At 42.8% G+C, this 20,648-nt stretch carries 18 protein-coding genes; 3 read left to right on the top strand and 15 right to left on the bottom strand.

The window, feature by feature from the left end; all coding sequences use genetic code 11:
• Positions 1 to 444: 444 nt before the first annotated feature.
• The 4 genes from LU361_RS17560 to LU361_RS17545 all read right to left on the bottom strand — a co-directional run bounded on the left by LU361_RS17560 (position 445) and on the right by LU361_RS17545 (position 4,819).
• Positions 445 to 1,215, bottom strand: coding sequence for a lipoprotein intramolecular transacylase Lit (locus LU361_RS17560; RefSeq protein ID WP_233090334.1), 771 nt, complete (start codon positions 1,213 to 1,215; stop codon positions 445 to 447).
• 71 nt (positions 1,216 to 1,286) lie between these two features.
• On the bottom strand, positions 1,287 to 1,481 hold the full coding sequence (locus LU361_RS17555; protein WP_233090333.1) for a DUF3012 domain-containing protein: 195 nt from the start codon (positions 1,479 to 1,481) through the stop codon (positions 1,287 to 1,289).
• A gap of 58 nt (positions 1,482 to 1,539) precedes the next feature.
• Entirely contained in the window at positions 1,540 to 2,925 is a 1,386-nt protein-coding gene (gene cysS / locus LU361_RS17550) for a cysteine--tRNA ligase (protein WP_233090331.1), read from the bottom strand.
• A 175-nt stretch (positions 2,926 to 3,100) separates the two neighbouring features.
• Complete coding sequence (locus LU361_RS17545; RefSeq protein WP_233090330.1) at positions 3,101 to 4,819, bottom strand: glutamine--tRNA ligase/YqeY domain fusion protein; 1,719 nt, start codon at positions 4,817 to 4,819, stop codon at positions 3,101 to 3,103.
• 230 nt (positions 4,820 to 5,049) lie between these two features.
• On the opposite strand from LU361_RS17545, the gene LU361_RS17540 reads away from it, so the two are divergent.
• The 3 genes from LU361_RS17540 (at position 5,050) to LU361_RS17530 (ending at position 6,665) form a co-directional block, all read left to right on the top strand.
• Positions 5,050 to 5,544, top strand: a complete 495-nt coding sequence (locus tag LU361_RS17540; RefSeq protein ID WP_233090329.1) for a peptidylprolyl isomerase — start codon at positions 5,050 to 5,052, stop codon at positions 5,542 to 5,544.
• 9 nt (positions 5,545 to 5,553) lie between these two features.
• Complete coding sequence (locus tag LU361_RS17535; protein WP_233090327.1) at positions 5,554 to 6,288, top strand: UDP-2,3-diacylglucosamine diphosphatase; 735 nt, start codon at positions 5,554 to 5,556, stop codon at positions 6,286 to 6,288.
• Between the two features lie 149 nt (positions 6,289 to 6,437).
• Positions 6,438 to 6,665, top strand: a complete 228-nt coding sequence (locus LU361_RS17530; RefSeq protein WP_233090326.1) for a hypothetical protein — start codon at positions 6,438 to 6,440, stop codon at positions 6,663 to 6,665.
• 1,208 nt (positions 6,666 to 7,873) lie between these two features.
• Here LU361_RS17530 and LU361_RS17525 read toward each other — a convergent pair.
• The 11 genes from LU361_RS17525 to LU361_RS17475 form a co-directional block, all read right to left on the bottom strand.
• Positions 7,874 to 8,323: a hypothetical protein gene (locus LU361_RS17525; RefSeq protein ID WP_233090324.1), complete on the bottom strand. Its 450-nt coding sequence runs from the start codon at positions 8,321 to 8,323 to the stop codon at positions 7,874 to 7,876.
• A gap of 298 nt (positions 8,324 to 8,621) precedes the next feature.
• Entirely contained in the window at positions 8,622 to 10,511 is a 1,890-nt protein-coding gene (locus tag LU361_RS17520; protein WP_233090323.1) for a DUF885 domain-containing protein, read from the bottom strand.
• A 413-nt stretch (positions 10,512 to 10,924) separates the two neighbouring features.
• Positions 10,925 to 11,434, bottom strand: a complete 510-nt coding sequence (locus LU361_RS17515; protein ID WP_233090322.1) for a hypothetical protein — start codon at positions 11,432 to 11,434, stop codon at positions 10,925 to 10,927.
• 166 nt (positions 11,435 to 11,600) lie between these two features.
• Entirely contained in the window at positions 11,601 to 11,846 is a 246-nt protein-coding gene (locus LU361_RS17510; RefSeq protein WP_233090320.1) for a hypothetical protein, read from the bottom strand.
• Positions 11,847 to 12,027: 181 nt separating this feature from the next.
• Positions 12,028 to 12,276, bottom strand: a complete 249-nt coding sequence (locus LU361_RS17505; protein ID WP_233090319.1) for a hypothetical protein — start codon at positions 12,274 to 12,276, stop codon at positions 12,028 to 12,030.
• A gap of 177 nt (positions 12,277 to 12,453) precedes the next feature.
• On the bottom strand, positions 12,454 to 13,770 hold the full coding sequence (locus LU361_RS17500; protein WP_233090318.1) for a DUF1329 domain-containing protein: 1,317 nt from the start codon (positions 13,768 to 13,770) through the stop codon (positions 12,454 to 12,456).
• A gap of 21 nt (positions 13,771 to 13,791) precedes the next feature.
• On the bottom strand, positions 13,792 to 15,417 hold the full coding sequence (locus tag LU361_RS17495; protein WP_233090316.1) for a DUF1302 family protein: 1,626 nt from the start codon (positions 15,415 to 15,417) through the stop codon (positions 13,792 to 13,794).
• 115 nt (positions 15,418 to 15,532) lie between these two features.
• Positions 15,533 to 17,929, bottom strand: a complete 2,397-nt coding sequence (locus tag LU361_RS17490) for an efflux RND transporter permease subunit (RefSeq protein WP_233090315.1) — start codon at positions 17,927 to 17,929, stop codon at positions 15,533 to 15,535.
• 15 nt (positions 17,930 to 17,944) lie between these two features.
• Positions 17,945 to 18,880 (bottom strand): WD40/YVTN/BNR-like repeat-containing protein, encoded by a 936-nt coding sequence (locus LU361_RS17485; protein ID WP_233090314.1) that lies wholly within the window; start codon positions 18,878 to 18,880, stop codon positions 17,945 to 17,947.
• 301 nt (positions 18,881 to 19,181) lie between these two features.
• The gene (locus LU361_RS17480; protein WP_233090312.1) at positions 19,182 to 20,243 is read right to left on the bottom strand and encodes an NADH:ubiquinone reductase (Na(+)-transporting) subunit F; all 1,062 of its coding nucleotides are present in this window, start codon (positions 20,241 to 20,243) and stop codon (positions 19,182 to 19,184) included.
• A 25-nt stretch (positions 20,244 to 20,268) separates the two neighbouring features.
• Positions 20,269 to 20,631: a phenol hydroxylase subunit P4 gene (locus LU361_RS17475; protein WP_233090310.1), complete on the bottom strand. Its 363-nt coding sequence runs from the start codon at positions 20,629 to 20,631 to the stop codon at positions 20,269 to 20,271.
• Positions 20,632 to 20,648: the final 17 nt, after the last annotated feature.

Here is a 20,648-nt window from a genome sequence, read left to right as displayed (position 1 = left end):
TTTTCGAAAAATCCATCGATGATTAGATAAAATTAATGCCTGTACTCAATGCGACTTACATTAGACACTATAACAAAAAAACGACGATGAAAAACTTTGTAAAATGAGATGAAAATTCAACCAAAGCCATAGAATCGCTGAATAATACAGAAATTCTCTTTATATAATTTTCTATATAAAAAATAGGTATTTAAACAACCATATATACTGTGAAATGAGGATAAGACAAATCTCGGTAGACCGCATTAATTTTTGTAAAAACGGGATTTACACTGATTACATTTTAACGCTAACGATACAATTTTGAACAAACAAAACATTGTGAGGAACACAACCACATTGTACTGGCTTAGATACATACAGGTGATTGAAAAATGAAATAAGAGCCCCTGATTAACGCACTGATTTTGGCAGTCAAAACGTTAATCAGCAGTTTCTATAACGTCAATTATGGATAATTTTTCCGCTCGACTTAATTTTTTGTTTCGCCAAATAACCCACCGAATAAATCCAAACAATATAAACCAACAGCGTTAGTCCAAACCATTGAGCGGCAATTCCACCGAATAAATCCGGTGCTTTCATCGCCGTTGACATCAGTGAATCTTGATAATAAAAAAACCAGGGAGCGCCCGATGGGAAAGCAACTTCATGCAACCAATAAAAAACCGCTTTTGGACCGATGATAAACACGGCTGCGGCCGTTACAACAAGCACACCGGCGGCAAATAAATTCGCCTGCGCCCATTTCGGCTTAATGGGCCACTCGCCAATGACGGCAAATATCCGCAATAAATACAGTCCAACAACCAATAAAGAAAAATAAGCGGCGTAATCAAACTTCGTTACTAATCCAGCCACGTCGCGTAAATGACCGATTTCATCGTGCCAATATAAAGTATCAATCACCTTACCCGAGGGATCGTGGTAACTGATTTCCGCTAAGCCTTCACCATCGTTATTAATGCTATCGACAACCTGAGCAAAAAGATCAAAGCGTTCTTGTTCGGTGGTTAACTGAAAGTTATCTTTATTTCGATTTTGAGGCGCGTATTTTTCAATATGCGCACCGACATCTAACACACGATACCAAAACGGGTACGAAAAATTTACTGTTGAAAGCAGTTGCCACGTAATCCATAAAATCGAGATAAAGCTAAAAATAACAAATGGAAACCACGTTAAAGGTTGCTTTATCTTTTGGAAACCGTTCACCGCTAAAACCCTTTACTGATAAATACTGATACATCGGTAAACCAATACATCGAAATTAATGTCAGTTTGTACTACTCAACCAAACAGTGTTTGCTGAATGCAATTGTTTCGTCTTCTACCCAATCAGCGTTAGGTTTAACCATCATTAATTCACACCAAGCTTCATCGTAGACTGGGGCGACTTCGGGTTCAGGAATCAGCAAAATACCAACGGCAATTAACAACACGCTGCTAGCAATGACGCCAAACCAAAAAAGAACCTTCATACGTCAAATACACCCAGTCTAGAATCACAAAAATAATGGTTTTAATGTTGTTTAGAAATTAAGAACGGCGCCACTGAGTGCCTTGTTTAGAATCCTCAAGCACAATACCGTTGGATTTCAGCAACTCGCGAATTTCATCGCCACGAGCGTAGTTTTTATCGATTTTTGCCTGCTTACGTTCTGCAATTAACGCTTCAATTTCTTCGTTACTCAGACCGTCTTCACCGACTGATTCTTTAAACCAAACTTCTGGCGATTGCTGCAATAAACCCATAAATCCAGCGAGCTGCAAAAATTCCGATTTAACCGCCGCCGCATTATCGCAGCCTTTATTTAACATTTTTGCAAGCGCGTGTAATTCACTGATGGCAACCGGTGTATTTAAATCATCAAGCAACGCTTGGTAACCGGCCGATTCAGAAATATCGGTGTCTACCGTTTCGATATCAGCGCAATCGCGCAAGGTGCCGTAAAAACTGTCGAGAGTGGCTTTCGATTGATGCAATAAATCAGCACTGAAATCTATTTCTGAACGATACTGCGCCGTTAACAAGGCAAAACGAATCGCCTCACCTTTGTGCGAACCGAGCAAATCACGAACTGTTCTGAAATTGCCTAACGACTTAGACATTTTCTCGCCTTCGATATTCACAAAACCGTTGTGCATCCAATAGCGAACGTATTCTTTACCGCCGTGTGCGCACTGACTTTGCGCCACTTCATTTTCGTGGTGCGGAAACACCAAGTCTCGGCCACCGCCGTGAATATCAATGGTTTCGCCTAAATGCGCTTTAACCATTGCCGAACATTCCAAATGCCAGCCCGGACGCCCTCTTCCCCAAGGACTGTCCCAACCCGGCTCGTCGTCCGACGACGGTTTCCAAAGCACGAAATCACCGGCGTACTTTTTATAAGGAGCAACTTCTACACGCGCACCGTCTAACATATCTTCTAATGAACGATTCGATAATTTGCCGTAATCTTCCATTGTTTGTACCGCAAACAACACATGACCTTCAGCGGCGTAGGCGTGCCCTTTAGCGATCAATTGCTCGATCAATTCCACCATATTAGGTAAATGATCAGTTGCTTTCGGAACAATGGTCGGAACCAAGTTATTCAATGCCGCCATATCTTCCTGATAGGCTTGGGTATAAATTTCGGTAAATTCCGCAATGCTTTGACCCGCTTGCGCAGCGCCTTGCATGATTTTGTCGTCAATATCAGTAATATTGCGCGCGTAAGTAACCTTGGAATACAGGTTATTCAAAACGCGAAATAAAGTATCAAACACAACCACAGGTCGGGCATTGCCGATATGCACGTAGTTGTAAACCGTTGGACCACACACATACATGGTCACGGTGTCTGGAATTAAAGGTTGAAACTCTTCTTTTTGGCGAGTTTTGGTGTTGTAAACTCGCAGGGAAACATTTGCATTCATAAATCTTACCGACTAATCCGGTAGCACAATTAAAATAAGTATTCACCGCACCGATAATCTAACCTACCAGCTAAATATGACCGTGTGGGGTACAAACTTGATGAGTTATGGGTACGTATATAAGTACGTAAAAGAACCAGCAATTTGTGAACATTTATTGCTGGCCCAATACCACTTAATCTTTCACTTTATTCGCCCAGTTGTCTTTCAAACCGATAGTACGGTTAAAAACAAATTTACCCTCGGTTGAATAACGACTGTCGAGCGTGAAATAACCTTCGCGTTCAAACTGATAAGCCGTGCCGATTTCGGCAGACGATAAACTGGCTTCGGCTTTCGCACCCGAGACAATCACCAGCGAATCAGGATTAATGCAGTCTAAGAAATTCTTACCACCAGCATCCGGGGCTTCATCGTTAAACAAACGATCATACAAGCGAACTTCGCAGTCGACGCAATTCTGTGCCGAAACCCAGTGAATAACACCGCGCGGTTTAATACCCTCGGGCGGATTGGAACCAATAGTATCGGGAACCAAGGTGCAATTCACGGTAACGATTTCACCGTTTTCGTCTTTTTCGACAGATTCCGCTTTGATTACCGAAGCGCCGCGCAGACGAACGTATTCACCGCTGACCAAACGCTTAAATTTCTTTCTCGAAAGCGTTGTATCTTCGGTAAAGTCAGCACGATCAATATAAATTTCAGAGGTAAACGGAATTTTGCGCTCACCCATTTCTGGTTTATTGGGGTGCATTGGCTGAGTCACCATTAAGCTCGACTCAGCGGTCTGCTCGGCGAAATTCGTAATCACGATTTTCAAAGGTGACAAAACACACATTGCACGCGGAGCATTCGCATTCAAATCATCGCGCACGGCGTATTCAAGCATGCCAACATCTACGGTACTGGCAGATTTGGTGACACCGATCAACTCACAGAAATTGCGCAGCGATGCCGCCGAATAACCTCGACGACGCATACCCGAAATGGTCGGCATGCGCGGGTCGTCCCAGGCATCAACGTAATTTTCGTCAACCAACTGCTTGAGCTTGCGCTTAGAAGTGACCGTGTAATTCAGCTCCAGGCGAGCAAACTCGTACTGCGTTGGCTGCGACGGAACCGGTAAATTCTCAATCAACCAGTCGTATAAAGGACGGTGATCCGCAAATTCCAACGTACAGATCGAATGAGTGACACCTTCAATCGCGTCTTCCTGGCCATGGGCGTAATCGTAAGTAGGATAAATGCACCACTTATCGCCAGTTTGGTGATGAGATTGTTTGCGAATACGATACAAAATTGGATCACGCAAATTAATGTTGCCCGCGGCCATATCGATTTTTGCCCGCAAAACACACGCGCCTTCGTCGTACACGCCATCGCGCATTTTTTCAAATTCAGTCAGGTTTTCCTCGACACTTCGATCACGAAATGGACTGTTCTTACCCGGCGCCGTCAGCGTGCCTCGGTATTCACGCGCTTCATCGGGAGACAAACCACACACATACGCTTTACCTTCTTTTATTAAGGTAATGGCCCAGTCGTAGAGTTTGTCAAAATAAGAAGACGCAAAAAAAACATTCGGACTGGCAGGCTCACCAATTTTAAAACCGAGCCATTCGACATCGCGACGAATTGAGTCGATGTATTCCTGATCTTCTTTCGCAGGATTGGTGTCGTCAAAGCGTAAATTACATTCGCCACCGAATCGCTGAGCTAAGCCGAAATTCAAACAGATCGATTTGGCGTGGCCAATGTGTAAATACCCGTTGGGTTCTGGCGGAAATCGAGTTACAACTCGCTGAGTTTTTCCAGACTCCAAATCGTCGGTAATAATTTGCTCAATAAAATTCAGTGGTCGGCTATTTTCTAGCGCAGATTCATTACTCATTAACTGATCTACTTTTCTGTAATTTTCACTTTTAGTTTAGTGCCCATCGGCTCTGGGCAAATGGCTGAGGTTTACCGATTAGGCGGCAGACATCATGGGTTTTGCGATTACACTCAAAGCGCGTATTATAGCCGCCTGCCAGCGCCCGAGAACCCGCGAAAACAGTTTTTTTCGCATTTCATGTGCTAAGCGCCTTATTAATAACCAAAAATCTGCAAGCGGAGAGTTGAATGATTACCCTAGAAACCAATTTCGGTACCCTAAAAATTGAACTCGACTTTGACAAAGCACCTAAAACTGCCGCTAACTTCAAGCAATACGTAGAAGAAGGCTTCTACGATGGCACAATTTTTCACCGAGTAATCGATGGTTTCATGATCCAAGGCGGCGGCATGGATGAAAACATGAAAGAAAAAGCCACCCGCGCTGCCATTGAAAACGAAGCCGATAACGGCCTTAAAAACGACGTTGGCACACTAGCGATGGCCCGCACCATGGACCCGCACAGTGCAACTGCACAATTTTTCATCAACGTAAAAGACAACGACTTCCTAAATTTCTCCGGTAAAAACACCCAAGGGTGGGGTTACTGTGTGTTCGGTAAAGTCGTAGAAGGCATGGATGTCGTCAACAAAATCAAAGGAGTTTCCACAGGCGATCACGGTTTTCACAAAGACGTGCCACAAGAGGCCGTTGTTATTGAGAAAGCAACTGTTGACGCCTAACGGTCTGTCATGAGTACACTGTTTATATCAGATTTACACCTAGAACAATCGCGCCCCCAAGTGACGAAAGCGTTTCTACGCTTTCTGTTTAACCAAGCGGCTCACGCCGATGCGTTATACATTCTTGGAGATTTGTTCGAAGCTTGGATTGGCGATGACGACGACAGCGAGTATTTGCAGCATATAAAAGAAGCACTGCTCAGATACTCCGAGTCCGGCGTGCCAACGTACTTTATTCACGGCAATCGCGACTTTCTCGTAGGAGAAAAATTCGCAGAAGAAACCGGCATTGTGCTTTTGCAAGAAAGCACCGTTGTTAATCTCTACGACGAGCCGGTGTTGTTGATGCACGGCGACACTCTGTGCACTCGCGACGTTGAGTATCTGGCGTTTAGAGAGCAAGTTCGCTCGCAACAATGGCAAGATCAAATGCTGCAACAACCGCTGGCGGTTCGCCGGCAATTGGCCGAAAAGCTACGCGCAGAAAGTCGTTCAATGGGTAGCATGAAAGCTGAGGACATCATGGACGTAACACCCGAGCAAGTGGTGTCTGTGATGGAGCAAGACAAGGTACAAAAGCTGATTCACGGTCATACACATCGACCCAACCGCCACGACCTTACCGTTAATAATCAACCTGGCGAGCGAATCGTATTGGGTGATTGGGAAGAAACCGGGTGGTACTTGAGTGTTAAACCGGATCATTGGGATTTGGTCAGTTTTCCAATTCCCCCAACAAAATAAAACGCCAACCGTTTATTTGTTGGAACCCGACCATTAAAAAGCCAGTTTTATAACTGGTTTTTTAATGGCAAAAAATCGCTCCATAACGGAGCATGAAATAATTATTCGAAATATTCTAACAACATCTTCAATATTAATTTTAAACCGCCATGGAAAAACAATTCGCCTATCAATTTCCAACCGCTGCTAAAGCGTCAAAGTTTTTAGCGGAACTCAAATCCGGTTACATTGGTTTTTGCAAAGTGAAACGGTTCAATTCTGATCTGGAAATACTCGTCACCTACACCTACGACTCGATTAAATCTTTTGATGATAACGCTCAAAAATTAGATGATTTAGCGGAACAATTGGAAGGACAGGAAATAAGTAGTTATTAAAATAGGCTTTTTCCAAACCTTTTAATTAAACTGTGCAGACATTTATAGAATATTAAAAAATACTAATACATAAATTAAACGATTAAAGTCCACTCAAATCGATTAACCTTCCGACGTTAAACCCGAATAAATAAATGGTTTATCGCAATATTTAAATAAAACACTATTTAAAATACCCCTACTTTCTAATTAATTATTTAATTAATTTTGGCGTAGTTTGAAAACGCATTAATTCATTAATCAACTGCAAATAATATTTTACTAATAACAATAAATACAAACTGCTGTCGGCAAACATTCTTTTATTTATAAAAAATTAAAACAATCACTTTGAATGATCGTTTGTTAAGAATTCGTTATGTTTTCGTGATACAAGAATTTTCCACCGAAAATAAACTACAAGCGTTGACAAGTTCTGAGTCAGTACGGAGATTGGCCAGCAAAGGTTGGAACTTATTTAGTCGGTAAGTCATCCAATACTTTAATTGTTAACGGTGTTATTCCTAACACCTCACCTGAATCAACAAGTGGTTTAATGGGTTAAATTATTAACTGAATTTAAACTGAATAAATTGCGTTGCCTAGTCACCAACCTATTTGCTCTGCCCTCTTGTTGCTTTAATTCATTCGTATGGCACACTCGGTTGATTCGGTGAATAAACTGCATTCTTTCTAAGCTAAGCATATTGCAGTTATCTAAGATTTCATTAAAGTTTCAGATTATCTACAAATAGTCATTGATACCGTTATTTAGGAGTTAGCCGGGCATGTCCCGGCTTTTTTTTGCCCGCACACTTCTCCCCCAATTAATCTTCTACAAAAAAATTAACCGAATCATTCATAATTTTTAGAAATAAGATCTTTAAAAGCTCTGAATTAAAAAACCGATAAAAAACAATTTAAATAAAAAACAACCGCAAACACTCATCGCAAACCAGTAAAAATGGCATTAAAACTCCCGTCAGCCGCAATAACCGGTTCACACTATTAACGCCTTAAATACATTAAGAAATCCTTCTCGGTTACTCAGGCGCCAAATTAACACTCTCAAAAGAATGTAAAACGTCGTAATAATAAAGTTCCATTCACTAACTAAAGAATTAAATAAAAGACAGGAATTTAATAAGAAAAAAGCCCAGAAGCGGGCTTTTTAGAGAAGAGATTGTTTGTCAATAAAATACTGAGCAAATAAAGTATTGAGTAAAAACTTATTGCCCCTGAAAATTAAAAACACCGCTTGAATATTCGGAGCCAAAACTGATTGATAAATTAGCCACCTGATAAATGGCAGATAACAGCTGTTGTACAGTCAGCTCTGCCATTGGATGCATAAATGCAGAATACAAAACGCCATTGCTTACCGCGTAGCGAGCATCCAGTGCACCATGAAAATTCGACACCATAATGGCGTCTTTTTGCTCAGAGGTTAAATTCTTGTAATCGGTGATTGGGCTGATGATGCGCATGCGATTACTGTTTGGGTCCATCACCATAAACATTTGAATTTCGCCGATGTAAAACTCCATAAACCCGTTTTTGCCCTTAGCTTGCTCAGACAATTCTCGCACGGCGTGTTCAAGTTCGGCTGGGCTTAATGCAAACGATTGGCTGCTCGCGCCCATACACAGAATAAAAAAGACTTTTAATAAACGTTTCATCGTACACCCTATTTTGGTTAATTTATCAATAACCATTCGACAAGCGCTGAGCTTGCGAATAAGCGCCCTCCAAAAGATTAGCCTCTAGAGAAACAGGGCCGGCCTAATAAGTCAATTGCAGAATCTCAATTGAGTATAACAGTTGTTAAACAAGCCGAATGAGCAGCGTGATAAAAACCACAAGCGAAGGGCATAACTGATTGATTTATATAGTAATAAAACAAAAAAACCGCCGTAAATCGTCTCCGATTACGGCGGTTTTTCAAAGCAGATGCCAAACAATGGCATCCGGCGTCAATCACGCTTGATCAGCTAACCAGGTATCGATTTTTTCGACCAATACCGGCAACGAAATCGCACCGTGAATCAATACTTGATCGTTAAACGTTCGCAAATCGAATTTATCACCCAACTGATTGCGCGCCTTTTCTCGCAGTTCCAAGATGGTGATCTGACCCAGCTTGTAAGAACACGCCTGGCCTGGCCACACTGAATAACGCTCAACTTCACGGGTTACCGAGGCTAAAGAACCACCGACGGCACCGTGCATGTATTCAATGGCTTCTTCTCGTGACCACTGTTTGTGGTGAATCCCGGTATCGACCACAAGGCGAGCGGCACGGAATAATTCAGACTGTAATCGGCCCAAATCACCGTATGCGTCGTTGTCGTACAAACCCAATTCTTTGGCCAAAACTTCGGCATAAAGCGCCCAACCTTCACCGTAGGCACTGTACCAAATCAAGTTTCTCAAAATTGGCATATCGGAGATTTCTTGGGCGATGGTTACCTGCAAGTGATGGCCAGGACTGGCTTCGTGATACGTCAACGTTGGCAGGGTGAAACTCGGCCAATCTGCGGTATCTTTAAGGTTAATCCAGTAAATACCCGGACGAGAACCGTCCAAAGATGGCGGCGTGTAGTAACCGCCTGGGGCACCGTCTTGCTCAAATTCTGAAATACGACGAACTTCAACGCCCGCTTTCGGCAGGGTAACCAAAATGTTAGGCAGTAAATCGGTGATGTTAGCCATTTGGCTGTTTAGATCGTCCAATAACTTCTGGCGACCTTCATCGTTGTTATCGTAAAGGAAACGTTTTTCTTCACTGAGCTTGTTATAAGTACCGATCACATCGTCGGTTTCATAACCCTCAGCTTTAAGAATAGCCGCCATTTCTTTCTGAATTCGATCGACTTCGGCAAGCCCAAGTTGGTGAATTTCTTCTGCGGTTTTATCACCAGAACCAAAGTTTTTCAGGGCTAGTTGGTACAGCTCTTTGCCGTTTTCCAAATCCCAAACGCCCGCATTTTTTGATGCATTGGCGAGCATATCGATCAACGAATCTTTCAGAACTTCATAGCCAGGATAAACTCTGGCAGCGACAATCTCTGAAACCTCAGCGGCTAATTCATCAACCTGTTCTTGAGAGAGATCACTGCCCTCTTTCAAACGCGCCGCAAAAGTTACCACCAACGGATGCTGCTCAGACGATGGCGACAAAAACTGCTCGATAAAACCAATCGCACCCTTGACCGCAAATTCAGGCGGCAACAATCCCATTTCCATGTCTTTTTTGATGACATTGGCAAGGCCGGTAAATTCTTCTTTGACCGCAGACAAACGCGAAATGTAGTCGCGTGCGTCTTTCTCAGACGTCAGAGGATGTTCGGTTTGCAGTGCGCGCGGCAAATTAATGTGCGGACCAGAAATATGGGTAATGGGGAACGGCGTAAAATAACTGAACGCGCCAAACGCACCGTTTAAAATGGGTTTGAAAGACTCACCCAATTCCAATGAATTTTTTAACAATTGATACGTTGTTAATGCAGTACCCGACAAATTCGCCGGATCGTACATCGACAACGCTTCTTGCAAACGACCATTTTCGGATTTTTCATGCTCTACCGACGCTTGGCTCATATCAGAAATTTTATCGTTAAAACTCTGGCCAACGTATTCTTCGGTTACGCCCAAACTCGTCGCTGAGAAAGGATCACGTTGAAGTACATCCTTCGCGATGGAATCAATATAGTCCAAGAATTCCTTGTTTTGATTCACAACAACCTCTACAGGTGCCGATTTAGGTTGCTCAACCGCAGCCGATTGAGTACTGGATTGCTTCTCCGAACAAGCACTCAGCGCTACAGCCAGCGCCAAGGGTGCCAATGTGAATGATTTAAATTTCATAATCTTCCAGTAGGTAGCCTTAAGAGTTTAAATTAGAATGATTATTATCGACAAAACAGTTCATTGCTGTTTTGGCTAACATAAATTAGACGGCTTATTTTGAATATTGGTTTGAAAATCCGAAAGCGCCAATGTAACGCCAGGGATTGACCCGTTCAAAATTGATCAAAAATCTGCCTATATTTAAGGACGAATAGATAGGAAATGGCTTCAACTGTGGTTGAAAAAGAACGGTGAAAAATCTCTAAAGCAGCGGCAAAAAGCGACAATAAAAGCCAAATTACGTACAACAGAAAAGACCATTTTGAAACGCTCCAACAGAGGATAAAGCCACCGCCAAAGCGTTCTTTAGATACTAATAACAATAAAAAAACAACGACTAAAAAACAGTAAAAGAACAACAAAAGAATTATTTATTCTTCGCCTTCTTCCTCTTCATCATCATTGCCACGATTAAAAATAGCAGGAAATGCAGATTGTATTTCAAGGGGAATACATTTTAACCACTGCTCGGTTACTGCATCTTCATCAACGTCCTCATCGCCTTCAAAATCGACGACGTCAAAGAAATGCTTACCGTCAGCATTCAATACATAGTACTCATTAAATCCGTATTCGTGGCCGATAATGCCGTATAGCTCGATGCCTTTGCCCAGCTTCACTAACGACTGTACCACCGGCATCCACTCGTCACCAAAAATACTGATCTCTATAAAATCAGCCGATTTCTCCAAGCCTTCGTGATAAAAGGTGTTACCTTCACTGAAAGACAGCATTGAATGAGTTTCAAGCGGAGATTCAATACCCGCAGACGCAAACAGCGCTAAAATTAACTCCCAACTGACACCTTCATCGGATTGTTCTAACCCCGACATGACATCAGTAGAAGATTTAATCAGCAAACTTCCCCAAGCTTCAGACATTCTATTTCCTCCTTTTTAGGGCATTTTATTCTACGGAGGCATGACTAATAAAACGAGTTCGCAAAAGTTTACACGTTGAGAACAAAGGCAATAAAAAACAGGGCATCATTCACTAGAATGAGGTTAAATAGAAATGAAGTTAAATAAAGATACACTTAAGTAGAAATTAGCGTGTTGAATTTTGTTTGGTTTTACACCGGCATTTAACGCGAGATTTACCCAGATTTCCTTTAGACGGATGTACATACTCGTAGCTGACATAGCCTTTTAAACTGCAATAGTCTCGGCATTCCATCTCACCTTCTTTATGAGGAAGGTAATAGTAAAAGTAGTAACACACTGCGAATATAGGCACTACCACAAATAAAATCAGCAGTAATTCTTCAGCGGTGGGAATTTTCAGATTGGTCACAAAATAAATCCCTAACGACTCTCACAGCGTTTAAATTAAACCGCTATTTAGCGTTTGCTTAATTTATGCAAATAAGAATCAATATTATTTCAATCGCCTATCAAAAGCACCTCACCTTAACTATCTTTACGCACGTTAAACAAATATTAAGCTACATTGCATACTCTTCAGCACGTCAACCCTAACAGCCGCCATCTCCACCGCCGCCACCATCGCCAAAACCACCACCGTCTCCGCCGTAGCCGCCAAAACCGCCGCCACTGCCACCGTTAGAGGAACCCATCGACAACGCAATTTTTACCACCAAGGAAATTAACAATACGCCAAATAAGAGAGGACAAACGGTGTTGAGAAACGTGGAATCTGATGCAGTATCAATAAGAAGCCAAAATACCCCAAGCCCAATAATGTGAACAATCCAAGAAAGCATAAGAACGTTCCTTTAGAATATTAAGTAACGCAATTTATACTATAGGAACTTCCAGCAGATTCCAAAATTCAGCCTAAACAAAGAATAAAACCAAATAAAAAAATAAACGACTATAAAAAAGCCGCGCGTTTGCTGTTTCGAGTAAACGCGCGGCAATAAGGTTATTTTAACGTATCTTTAGCGGCCTGATGCGCGTAGGTTTTGTACCGTCATTTTGCTTGGTGGTGTTAATTTTGGATCTACAATTCCTTTAAACTGACCAGTAGTACAGTGATTTGCTTGAATATCAATCATAGAAAAGCTGTCATCAATGGCAACGCCAGTGCCCTTGTTAATGGGTAAATGATGATCAGGGTGAGCCTGACCTATCGACCAACTCTTCCACATATCACCTTTTCTATCGTACGTAATATTTCTTGGGATCGTGAATGTCTGCGCATCAATAAAATGTTCACGCTTACTGATTGGGTGATTAGAATCCACCGCCGAAGACTCCACTACGTAGGTTTTTCGCAACTGCCAGGTAATTTCAGGAAAACACCCGCCTTTACCACCAAACTTAACCACTTGATAACCATCGTCGTCTTTGTGTGTTTCTGTGTCTAGATCCATATCGTTGTGATTGTACATGGGTAACAACATGGTTCTCGTGCCTTTGTAGGTCCAATTCATATCACTGATGCGACCGTTGTAGCCTTCAAAATCTTCGATCATAACGTCGGAACCCAAAAAGGCGTCGGTTACCTGCCCCGACGATAAGCGTCGCACTCGACGCTGAAAACCTAAGTACAAATAGGCGTTATCGCGTTTTAAGTCATCTTCAAAACGTTGAATTAACAACTGTGTGTTTTTGACATCAAACGGCTCCAACACCTGCACGTAAATACCACGGAATAAATTGGATGGATTTGGCGTAATTGCTGGGTACGGTTCTTGTTGAGTACGATGGGTAAAGTTTAAAAAATGGAAATTCATTTTTACCGTTCTTTCCACTTTTCCTTTTTTCATATCGCGATACTTCCAATAAAAAGGATAAATCGACGCAGAATCCCCCCAGTTGTAACCGTATTTATAATTCCACGCTAATTTTTCTCCCGCACGAGGATCATCCATAGACGGCTCTTCAGGAAACGGCCGCCCGGCCACAGAGCCGGTGATTTCTCCGGGTTTTTCACCGAGCACTACATCACCGGAATATTTTTTTGTGGCATCAACATAAGATTGATGCAAGGCAAAATCAGTTGTCTCACCCACCTTCATTTCGTAATCGCCATTTTTGATGAACATATACATGGCGGGATCAAGATAGTCTTTTACCGAATCTACATTACCGGCGTTAATCACCATACCTGGCTGTACAGAATCAGCTGACGGAACACCCTGAGCGTAGGGATAAAAGGATTCTTGGATAATCTCGTCGGTTATCACAGCGGCTGTCGTGCCAACCGAGAATAAGGCACTCGTTGTAAACGCTAATATAAGTTTGTTAAACATGTCTATTTACCTTTTTTATACTTAAAAGCTGTAGCGAACGGTGAATTGCAATTCGTCTTCACGATTGGCAACGCCAATGGGGCCATTGGTAAATCGAGCTAAAGGTTCGTAGGTTTCAGTACCTGCTACTGACCAAAAGAATTTTTGACCACCGCCGGTTTTAACGTTTAACCCCAAATTGAACAACCAATGGTTATCGGGAATCCACGACACACTCGGCGCAACAACGGTTGCTTCAGCGCCAAAATCGTGGGCAATAATGATTTGCGGACTTAGGCGATTATTTTTATAAAATCCCTTAAACAATAACGTTGCAATCCAGTTGTCTTCATCGTTCGGCATATCGGATTCATGCTCCAAAATATGTTCGCCAAACACTTGCGCAGAAATTAAGAACGCGCTCGATGTTCCCAATGAACGAATCACTTGGTTTTTATCAAAACCAATCACGTAACGGGCAATGTCCGTTTCTTTGTGGCCGTTAGCATCGCGCGGCAGCTCTTCACCCTGGGTATAAGCCAGTTCCAATCGCCAAACGGCATCGATTGCACCAGAATAATAATCCGCAGAGCCACCCAACAAATTCACCCGAGGAAAACGAATATCGAACACACCGTCTGCGGCCGGTAAATTAGGGTCTAACTCGTTCGGGCGAAAATGCAGAGACGGCAACTGCTGACGGTAGTGCAAAGCGTTTAAAGAAAATGTTAAATCTTGATAAACCCCTTCCCACTTCACGCCGTATTGAGTATTGCTTAAGCTCCAAGCCGGTTCTTCTACATCGTGAATGATAGGCACGTTTTCGTCGTAAAGAGGAATGCCCAAATCGGCTGCGTTTAGGTAAGACGCAAAGAAACAACCGGCATCCAAAATACGGTAAGCCTGACCACAAGTACCTAAATTACTGGGCCTAAACTTATCAATGTTCCAAACGAAGGATAAATTAGAATCATCCAGCAGTTTATTCGGACCCATCCGCCATTCGGTGGTAATCATCCACTGTGGAATTCGAATGTCTTCCAGTTCGTCATAAATATTGTGACGCGAAAAATCCACGGGATTAATAACGTCCAGTACCCGGAATAAATCCGTTTTTCCCCACACGACCTGTTGTCTACCAAAACTCACATTTAAGATATCGCCGTTCGCCAAATTTTTATCGGCGGTAATATACAACTCTCTCAAAAAATCGAGCCGATCATTAAACTCCGGGAAAATAGCATCACTTTCTTTTTCATCTTGATAGCCGTCTAAATTCCGGCACAAAAGCGGATCATTTTCACAGGGAAACGGAACACCGGCCGATAAAATTGTGGTATTTGGGCCAGGGATTACAGTGGTCGCCGGTCCACGGTCGTGAAAGTTAGACCCCAAAAACGGCTCTTGGGCGTCACGACCAAATTCGTCGTCATTTAAATCATACACACCGTCGTAGGTGCCGCGTAAGATGCCGTTAATTCGAACATTACTCCAACTTTGGCTGTCTATCTCGTGCGTAAATTCCCCCTGAAACGTATTGCGAAATTTAGATAACCCCACAGCGTCTCTTACATAGGTAGCATTTTCGACAAATCCAGACCAGTCTGTCTCACCTGCGTGAACAGTTGAACTCTGAACAGAAAAACCAGCGGTAATAGACATTGTCATTGCAACGCATAGCTTGTTTCGATTAAGGGTTGTTATATTTTTTATCATCTCATTAGCCCTATTTAGATTTTTATTATAATGTAAATACGAATCCATTCGCCGGGAATTTAGCGCCTCACGTAGCGGTGTGAATCACTAGATCTTCGTCTTGATACACTCGACAAATAAATTTCGGTTTAAAGACAAGCACCCAACTTGGCACCAACAACATCGCCGCAATCGCGTTGAGTACCACCATAACGGTGAGCAGTAATGCCGCATCGGATTGGAACCGAAGGTCAGAAAGTAATACCCACATAACAATCCCCGCAATTAACGTGATTGCAGTAAAGCTGATTGCCAATCCGGTGGTGCTTACCGCTTTGCGTACGGCGTCTTTTAAATTTTGGCAATGGACCATTTCGGTACGAATGCGATCCATCATGTAAATCGAATAATCAATGCCCACACCAACACCGACGGCAATAATAGGCACCGTATTAATATTGATACCCATGTGGGAAATACCCATGTAGGCGTAAGTTAATGTGGTAGCGAAAAGCATGGCCATAAACATCATGGCACCGGCCGCTAACGACTGGTAAAAGAACATGACCATGGCAAAAATTAATAAAAAGACTAACGGCAACACCATTAAATTCGTTTCGTAGGCGGCTTCATTCATCGCCGCGGTTACACCAATAGTTCCTCCCGCTAAACGAATGGTGAGCCCTTCTACTTTTCCTTCATTGTCGGCAATCCACTGTTTTGCCGTATGAATGGCTCGACGAATGGTTTCACCTTGATGGTCTTTGTAATAAAACACCAAATTAGCAATGCGTTCGTCGGTATCGATAAATTCATTGAGCGCACCAGGAATCGGGCTCGACATCATGTAGGTAAACATCAGGCCACCCACATACTGCTGATCGTTGGGAATTTGAATCCAACGCGGATCATCATTGTGCAATAAACGATTTACTTGCTTGATTAAATCGGGAATACCTTTGGCGCCGCCCACCTCTGGATCTAACAGCATGTGTTTCTGTAAATCCGATAACGCGTTGAGAACCTCAGGTCGTTTAATACCGCCAACCGCATCGGTTTCAGCCACAATGTACAATTCTTCGGAGCCCGGAAAACTGTCGTTTATCGCTTTCGACGAAACATTGTAATCGTGGCTTTGATACAAAATTGGTGAGCCGGGTTCAGATTCTCCGATCACCACATTCGACGAGAAATACCAACCACACACCAAGGTCACGGCTGCAATTAACAGGACTTTTTTCGCCGCGCGTTCACTGTGTACAATATGCGCACACCCTACACCAATACTTCTTAAGGCATTATTTTTGATCGAAGTTTGTTTCGGTTTTGGCAACACCGACAACAACAGCGGCACTGCCAGTAAAACAGTAATAATAATGCACAGTGCCCACAGAGACGCATAATGCGCGAGCTTGGTGTTTAGCGGAATGGAACCAATAGCGATTAACAACAAACCAATTGCATCGGAAACCACACCTAGGCTGCCAGGGCGAAACAGACTTTCGAACGTTAACCGTGCCGATAAATGATGGTCGGCGTGCTCGCTTAATTCCTGATAATAGCGTTCAACAATCTGAATACCGTGCGACATAGCCCGCGCGGAAATTAAAAATGGAATCACCAAGCCCAGTGGATCTAGGTTGTATCCAAATAAAGAGATAATCCCAATGCCCCAAATCGACGACACCACAACGGCCGCAAGAGGAACGAGCACACCGTACGCTTTTCTAAAATAGAAAATTAACAGCGCAATCATGATTAACGCGGTAAATAAAAATATCTCGATAATCTGATCAAGATACTGATAAGCCCAGCCCACCAACATCGGTTGGCCGGTAACATGAATTTTAAAACCGTCGGTACTTTCACTCGCTCGCATTTTCTGAATTTCAGAAAATGTATTCACGTAATCCAACTGCCCTTCATTCAACTGAGCTTTAATTAGCGCCATTTTGCGATCAGGCGAAACCAACGGCCCATACACTCTTGGATTAGCAATCACATCACTACGCAAATTTGCTAATGCCGTGGGGCTCATCTCACCGCCCTGAGGATCGTAATACGGTTCGGAATTTACGTTCCCCTCTGGGGTCATCCAAACTTTGCGTGAATTACGATGTGTTACACTTGCCACTAAGTTGTGATTAATTCCAGGCAAGCTGTCGACGGCGAGCGTCATGCGATGGATTTTTTCCAACGCTTGATTGGTAAAAATATCGCCTTGTTCAACTTCAACACCCACAATAATAACGTTGGCACCACCAAATGATTCTTTAATTTCGTTATGCAGTTGAATGTAAGTGTGTTCCTGCGGTAACAGGTCAGAAAAGTCGGAATACATTTTTACGCCAGGTATTTGCAGCGCAAAAAACACGGTAATTAATGCAATGGCCGTAAGAATTTTTTTCGGGTGTCTGAACACAGATTCATCCAATGAATGCAGCCAATGAGTTGCCTTATGTTCGGTTGTTATTTTTCTGTCCATAACTTTGCACTCTTTTTATTGCTGGCTAATTTTCATATCGCGAAACGGCACATCGAGCGTATATAAGGCACCGGAGCCTCCCGTCATTAACAAGGTCTTTTTTGTTAGCTGCAATGCCGCGCGAATATAAACCGGTGACTGAGCATTGGGGATGGATTGCCAACGCTCACCCGACAATTCCAAAATGGTAGAATGATCGCCATAGGCAAAAATACGATTATTACTTTCGATGAATCCGTACAATGGCGATTCGGTAGAGGTAACTTGCGTATTCCAGGTTAAACCACCGTCGTTGGTATAAAGAATTTTTCCGCTTAAACCGGCAACCCAGCCTTCGTTAATGGATTTAAAAAATGCACTTTGAACGTAAAAATCATTGGGAATATACTCTGGCGCGCTCCAGGTAATACCGCCATCCGTAGTTTTCGACAGTACCCCAAATTCACCACTGACTAACACGGTTTGAGCATCTAAAAATTGAATGCTGGTCAGTAACGCATCTTCGTTTAATGTCGATTCTGTCCAACTTTTTCCTTTATCGCTCGAATACAATACAGTAGAAAAACTGCCAACGGTCCAAATATCATTCGTTGGCGAGCAAGACACATCAACCATATCTTCAGGCGTTGGCAATTCCGTTGGTAACCAATGCTCTCCTTGCGGATCACTTATCCAAACCCGTTTGTCGATGGATAAAGCGACGAATGTGCTATCGCTACAAGAATCAACATCCACAAACGATGGCGAACCTTCAATATCTTTTCTGTTCCACGTTAAATCATTAACAGCACTTGTCACTATTAATCCATCCGACCCAACCGCAACAATGGTGGAACCGTTTGACGCAACCCCCTGGAATTGATCCGTTCTACGAATGGGTTTATCCATCTCTTGCGCTACGCCTTCCAAATTAAGAGAAGCCTCACATCCAACAAGGAGAGAACCCAACATCAGTACACTTAAGCACCGATAATTGACATTATTTTTTTTAGTAATTGACGCCATACTTATCTCATCAATAATTATTATTTTTAACACTGAGTGCAAGCTACAACAGTCATAACGCAAAGTTTGCACCAAACCAAAGAGATAAATTTTTATCTATAAAAATCAGACAGTTACAAGAAAACAAAAAATAACTTAAAAAATATTCAACCAATTACGCCGGCTTTTTTCATGAAATAATCAATGCGATTTACACAGGTGAGCATTTCATGAAATTTATTATTTATAAAAACCGGCTAGCACACATTTATATGCGTTTAAATAAGGCCGATTTACTGGCGCCGTCCGAAGTGTCGGCAGCAGACACAAATCGTTCCATGTGAATATCTCTTTCAAATAAGCGCGCTTGCATCAACGTTGTAATCGCAGCGTCGATCATCGGCGGTGGGCCGCACAAGTAGGCTTTATGCCCTTCGCATTTACCGTCAAAGTATTGATTCACAGCTTCATGAACAAAACAGCGATAGCCCGTCCATTCGTCGGTTGCTTCCGGCTCATTTAACGCAGGAATATAATGAAAATTACTGTGGCTTTTTTGCAGCTGTTCAAAGCGTTCTCGGTTGTATAGTTCCGATAGATTACGGGCACCTTGGAATAAATAAATCTTACGATCATCGCCGCGTTCAATAAGATCCAATATCATCGATTGCGGACTCGATAAACCCGAACCCCCGGCAATAAAAATAACGTCTTTGGGGTCTGAATAACGCGCAAAAAACTGGCCGTAGGGTCCAGACACCTCAAGGGAATCCCCTACCCGCAATTGCTCATGCAAATACGTTGTTCCCAAACCACCGGGCAGCAATCGCACATGAAGCTCTAGAACCTGGTTATCCGAAGGTGTATTGGCAATCGAAAAAGCACGCGTACCCTCAACACCCGGAATCGACACATTCACGTACTGGCCCGCTTGAAACTCCATGCTTGAATCTAATTGAAAAGTAATGCCTTTAATGGTTGGCGATAAATCTTCAATGTTTGTTACCGTCGCTTGGTAATCATTCACCGTGAATCCCATAAAATCGTCATCAACATCAATATCGGCTTCAATCGTTACGTCGGATTCAGGGATAGCACAGCAGGTTAAGATCAAGCCTTCTTCGCGTTCCATTTCCATCAACGCAAATGGAGAAGCTTCACCAATATCAACATCACCTTCCAATACTCGGCACTTACAGGTTGCACAGGTTCCGTGACCACAGGCAAATGGTAACCATACGCCCTGTCGTAACGCCGCGTGCAAAATGGATTGCCCCTCTTCTACAGTAATAACTTCACCGGTTGGCTCTACGGTAACTTCGTATGTCATTGTTCTTCTCCAATTAACGGGAGTGTTACACTCCCGCCCCTTTAAATCCGGTTAATCCAGGGGTGTAAAATCTCAACAAAGATTTATGGTCGATACCCTGGCTCTCTAACGGCACGTCCAATTGGGGAATAAATGGTTGCCCGTCCAACAACCATTCTGCACTGTGCCAATCTATCGCATTGAATTCTGGATGAACGCTAAAAGACGAGTGAATGCATTCGTCAATTAACGCCCTAAAGGTCAAGGTGGGCGACACCAAATACGCAAACGCAGCACAAAACATTAAATGATCGTCCCAGCCAACATAAACCACTTGGTTGCCATGAAAGTTTTCTTTTTTATCGAGTACTTCACCGGAATACTCTGGCGTTATCGCTTTAATAGGCATAATGTTTCTCGCACAAA

Origin of the sequence: Sessilibacter corallicola (assembly GCF_021290925.1) — a bacterium.
GTDB classification, from domain to species: Bacteria; Pseudomonadota; Gammaproteobacteria; order Pseudomonadales; family Cellvibrionaceae; genus Sessilibacter; species Sessilibacter corallicola.
This window is presented reverse-complemented; position numbering and strand designations above follow the sequence as displayed.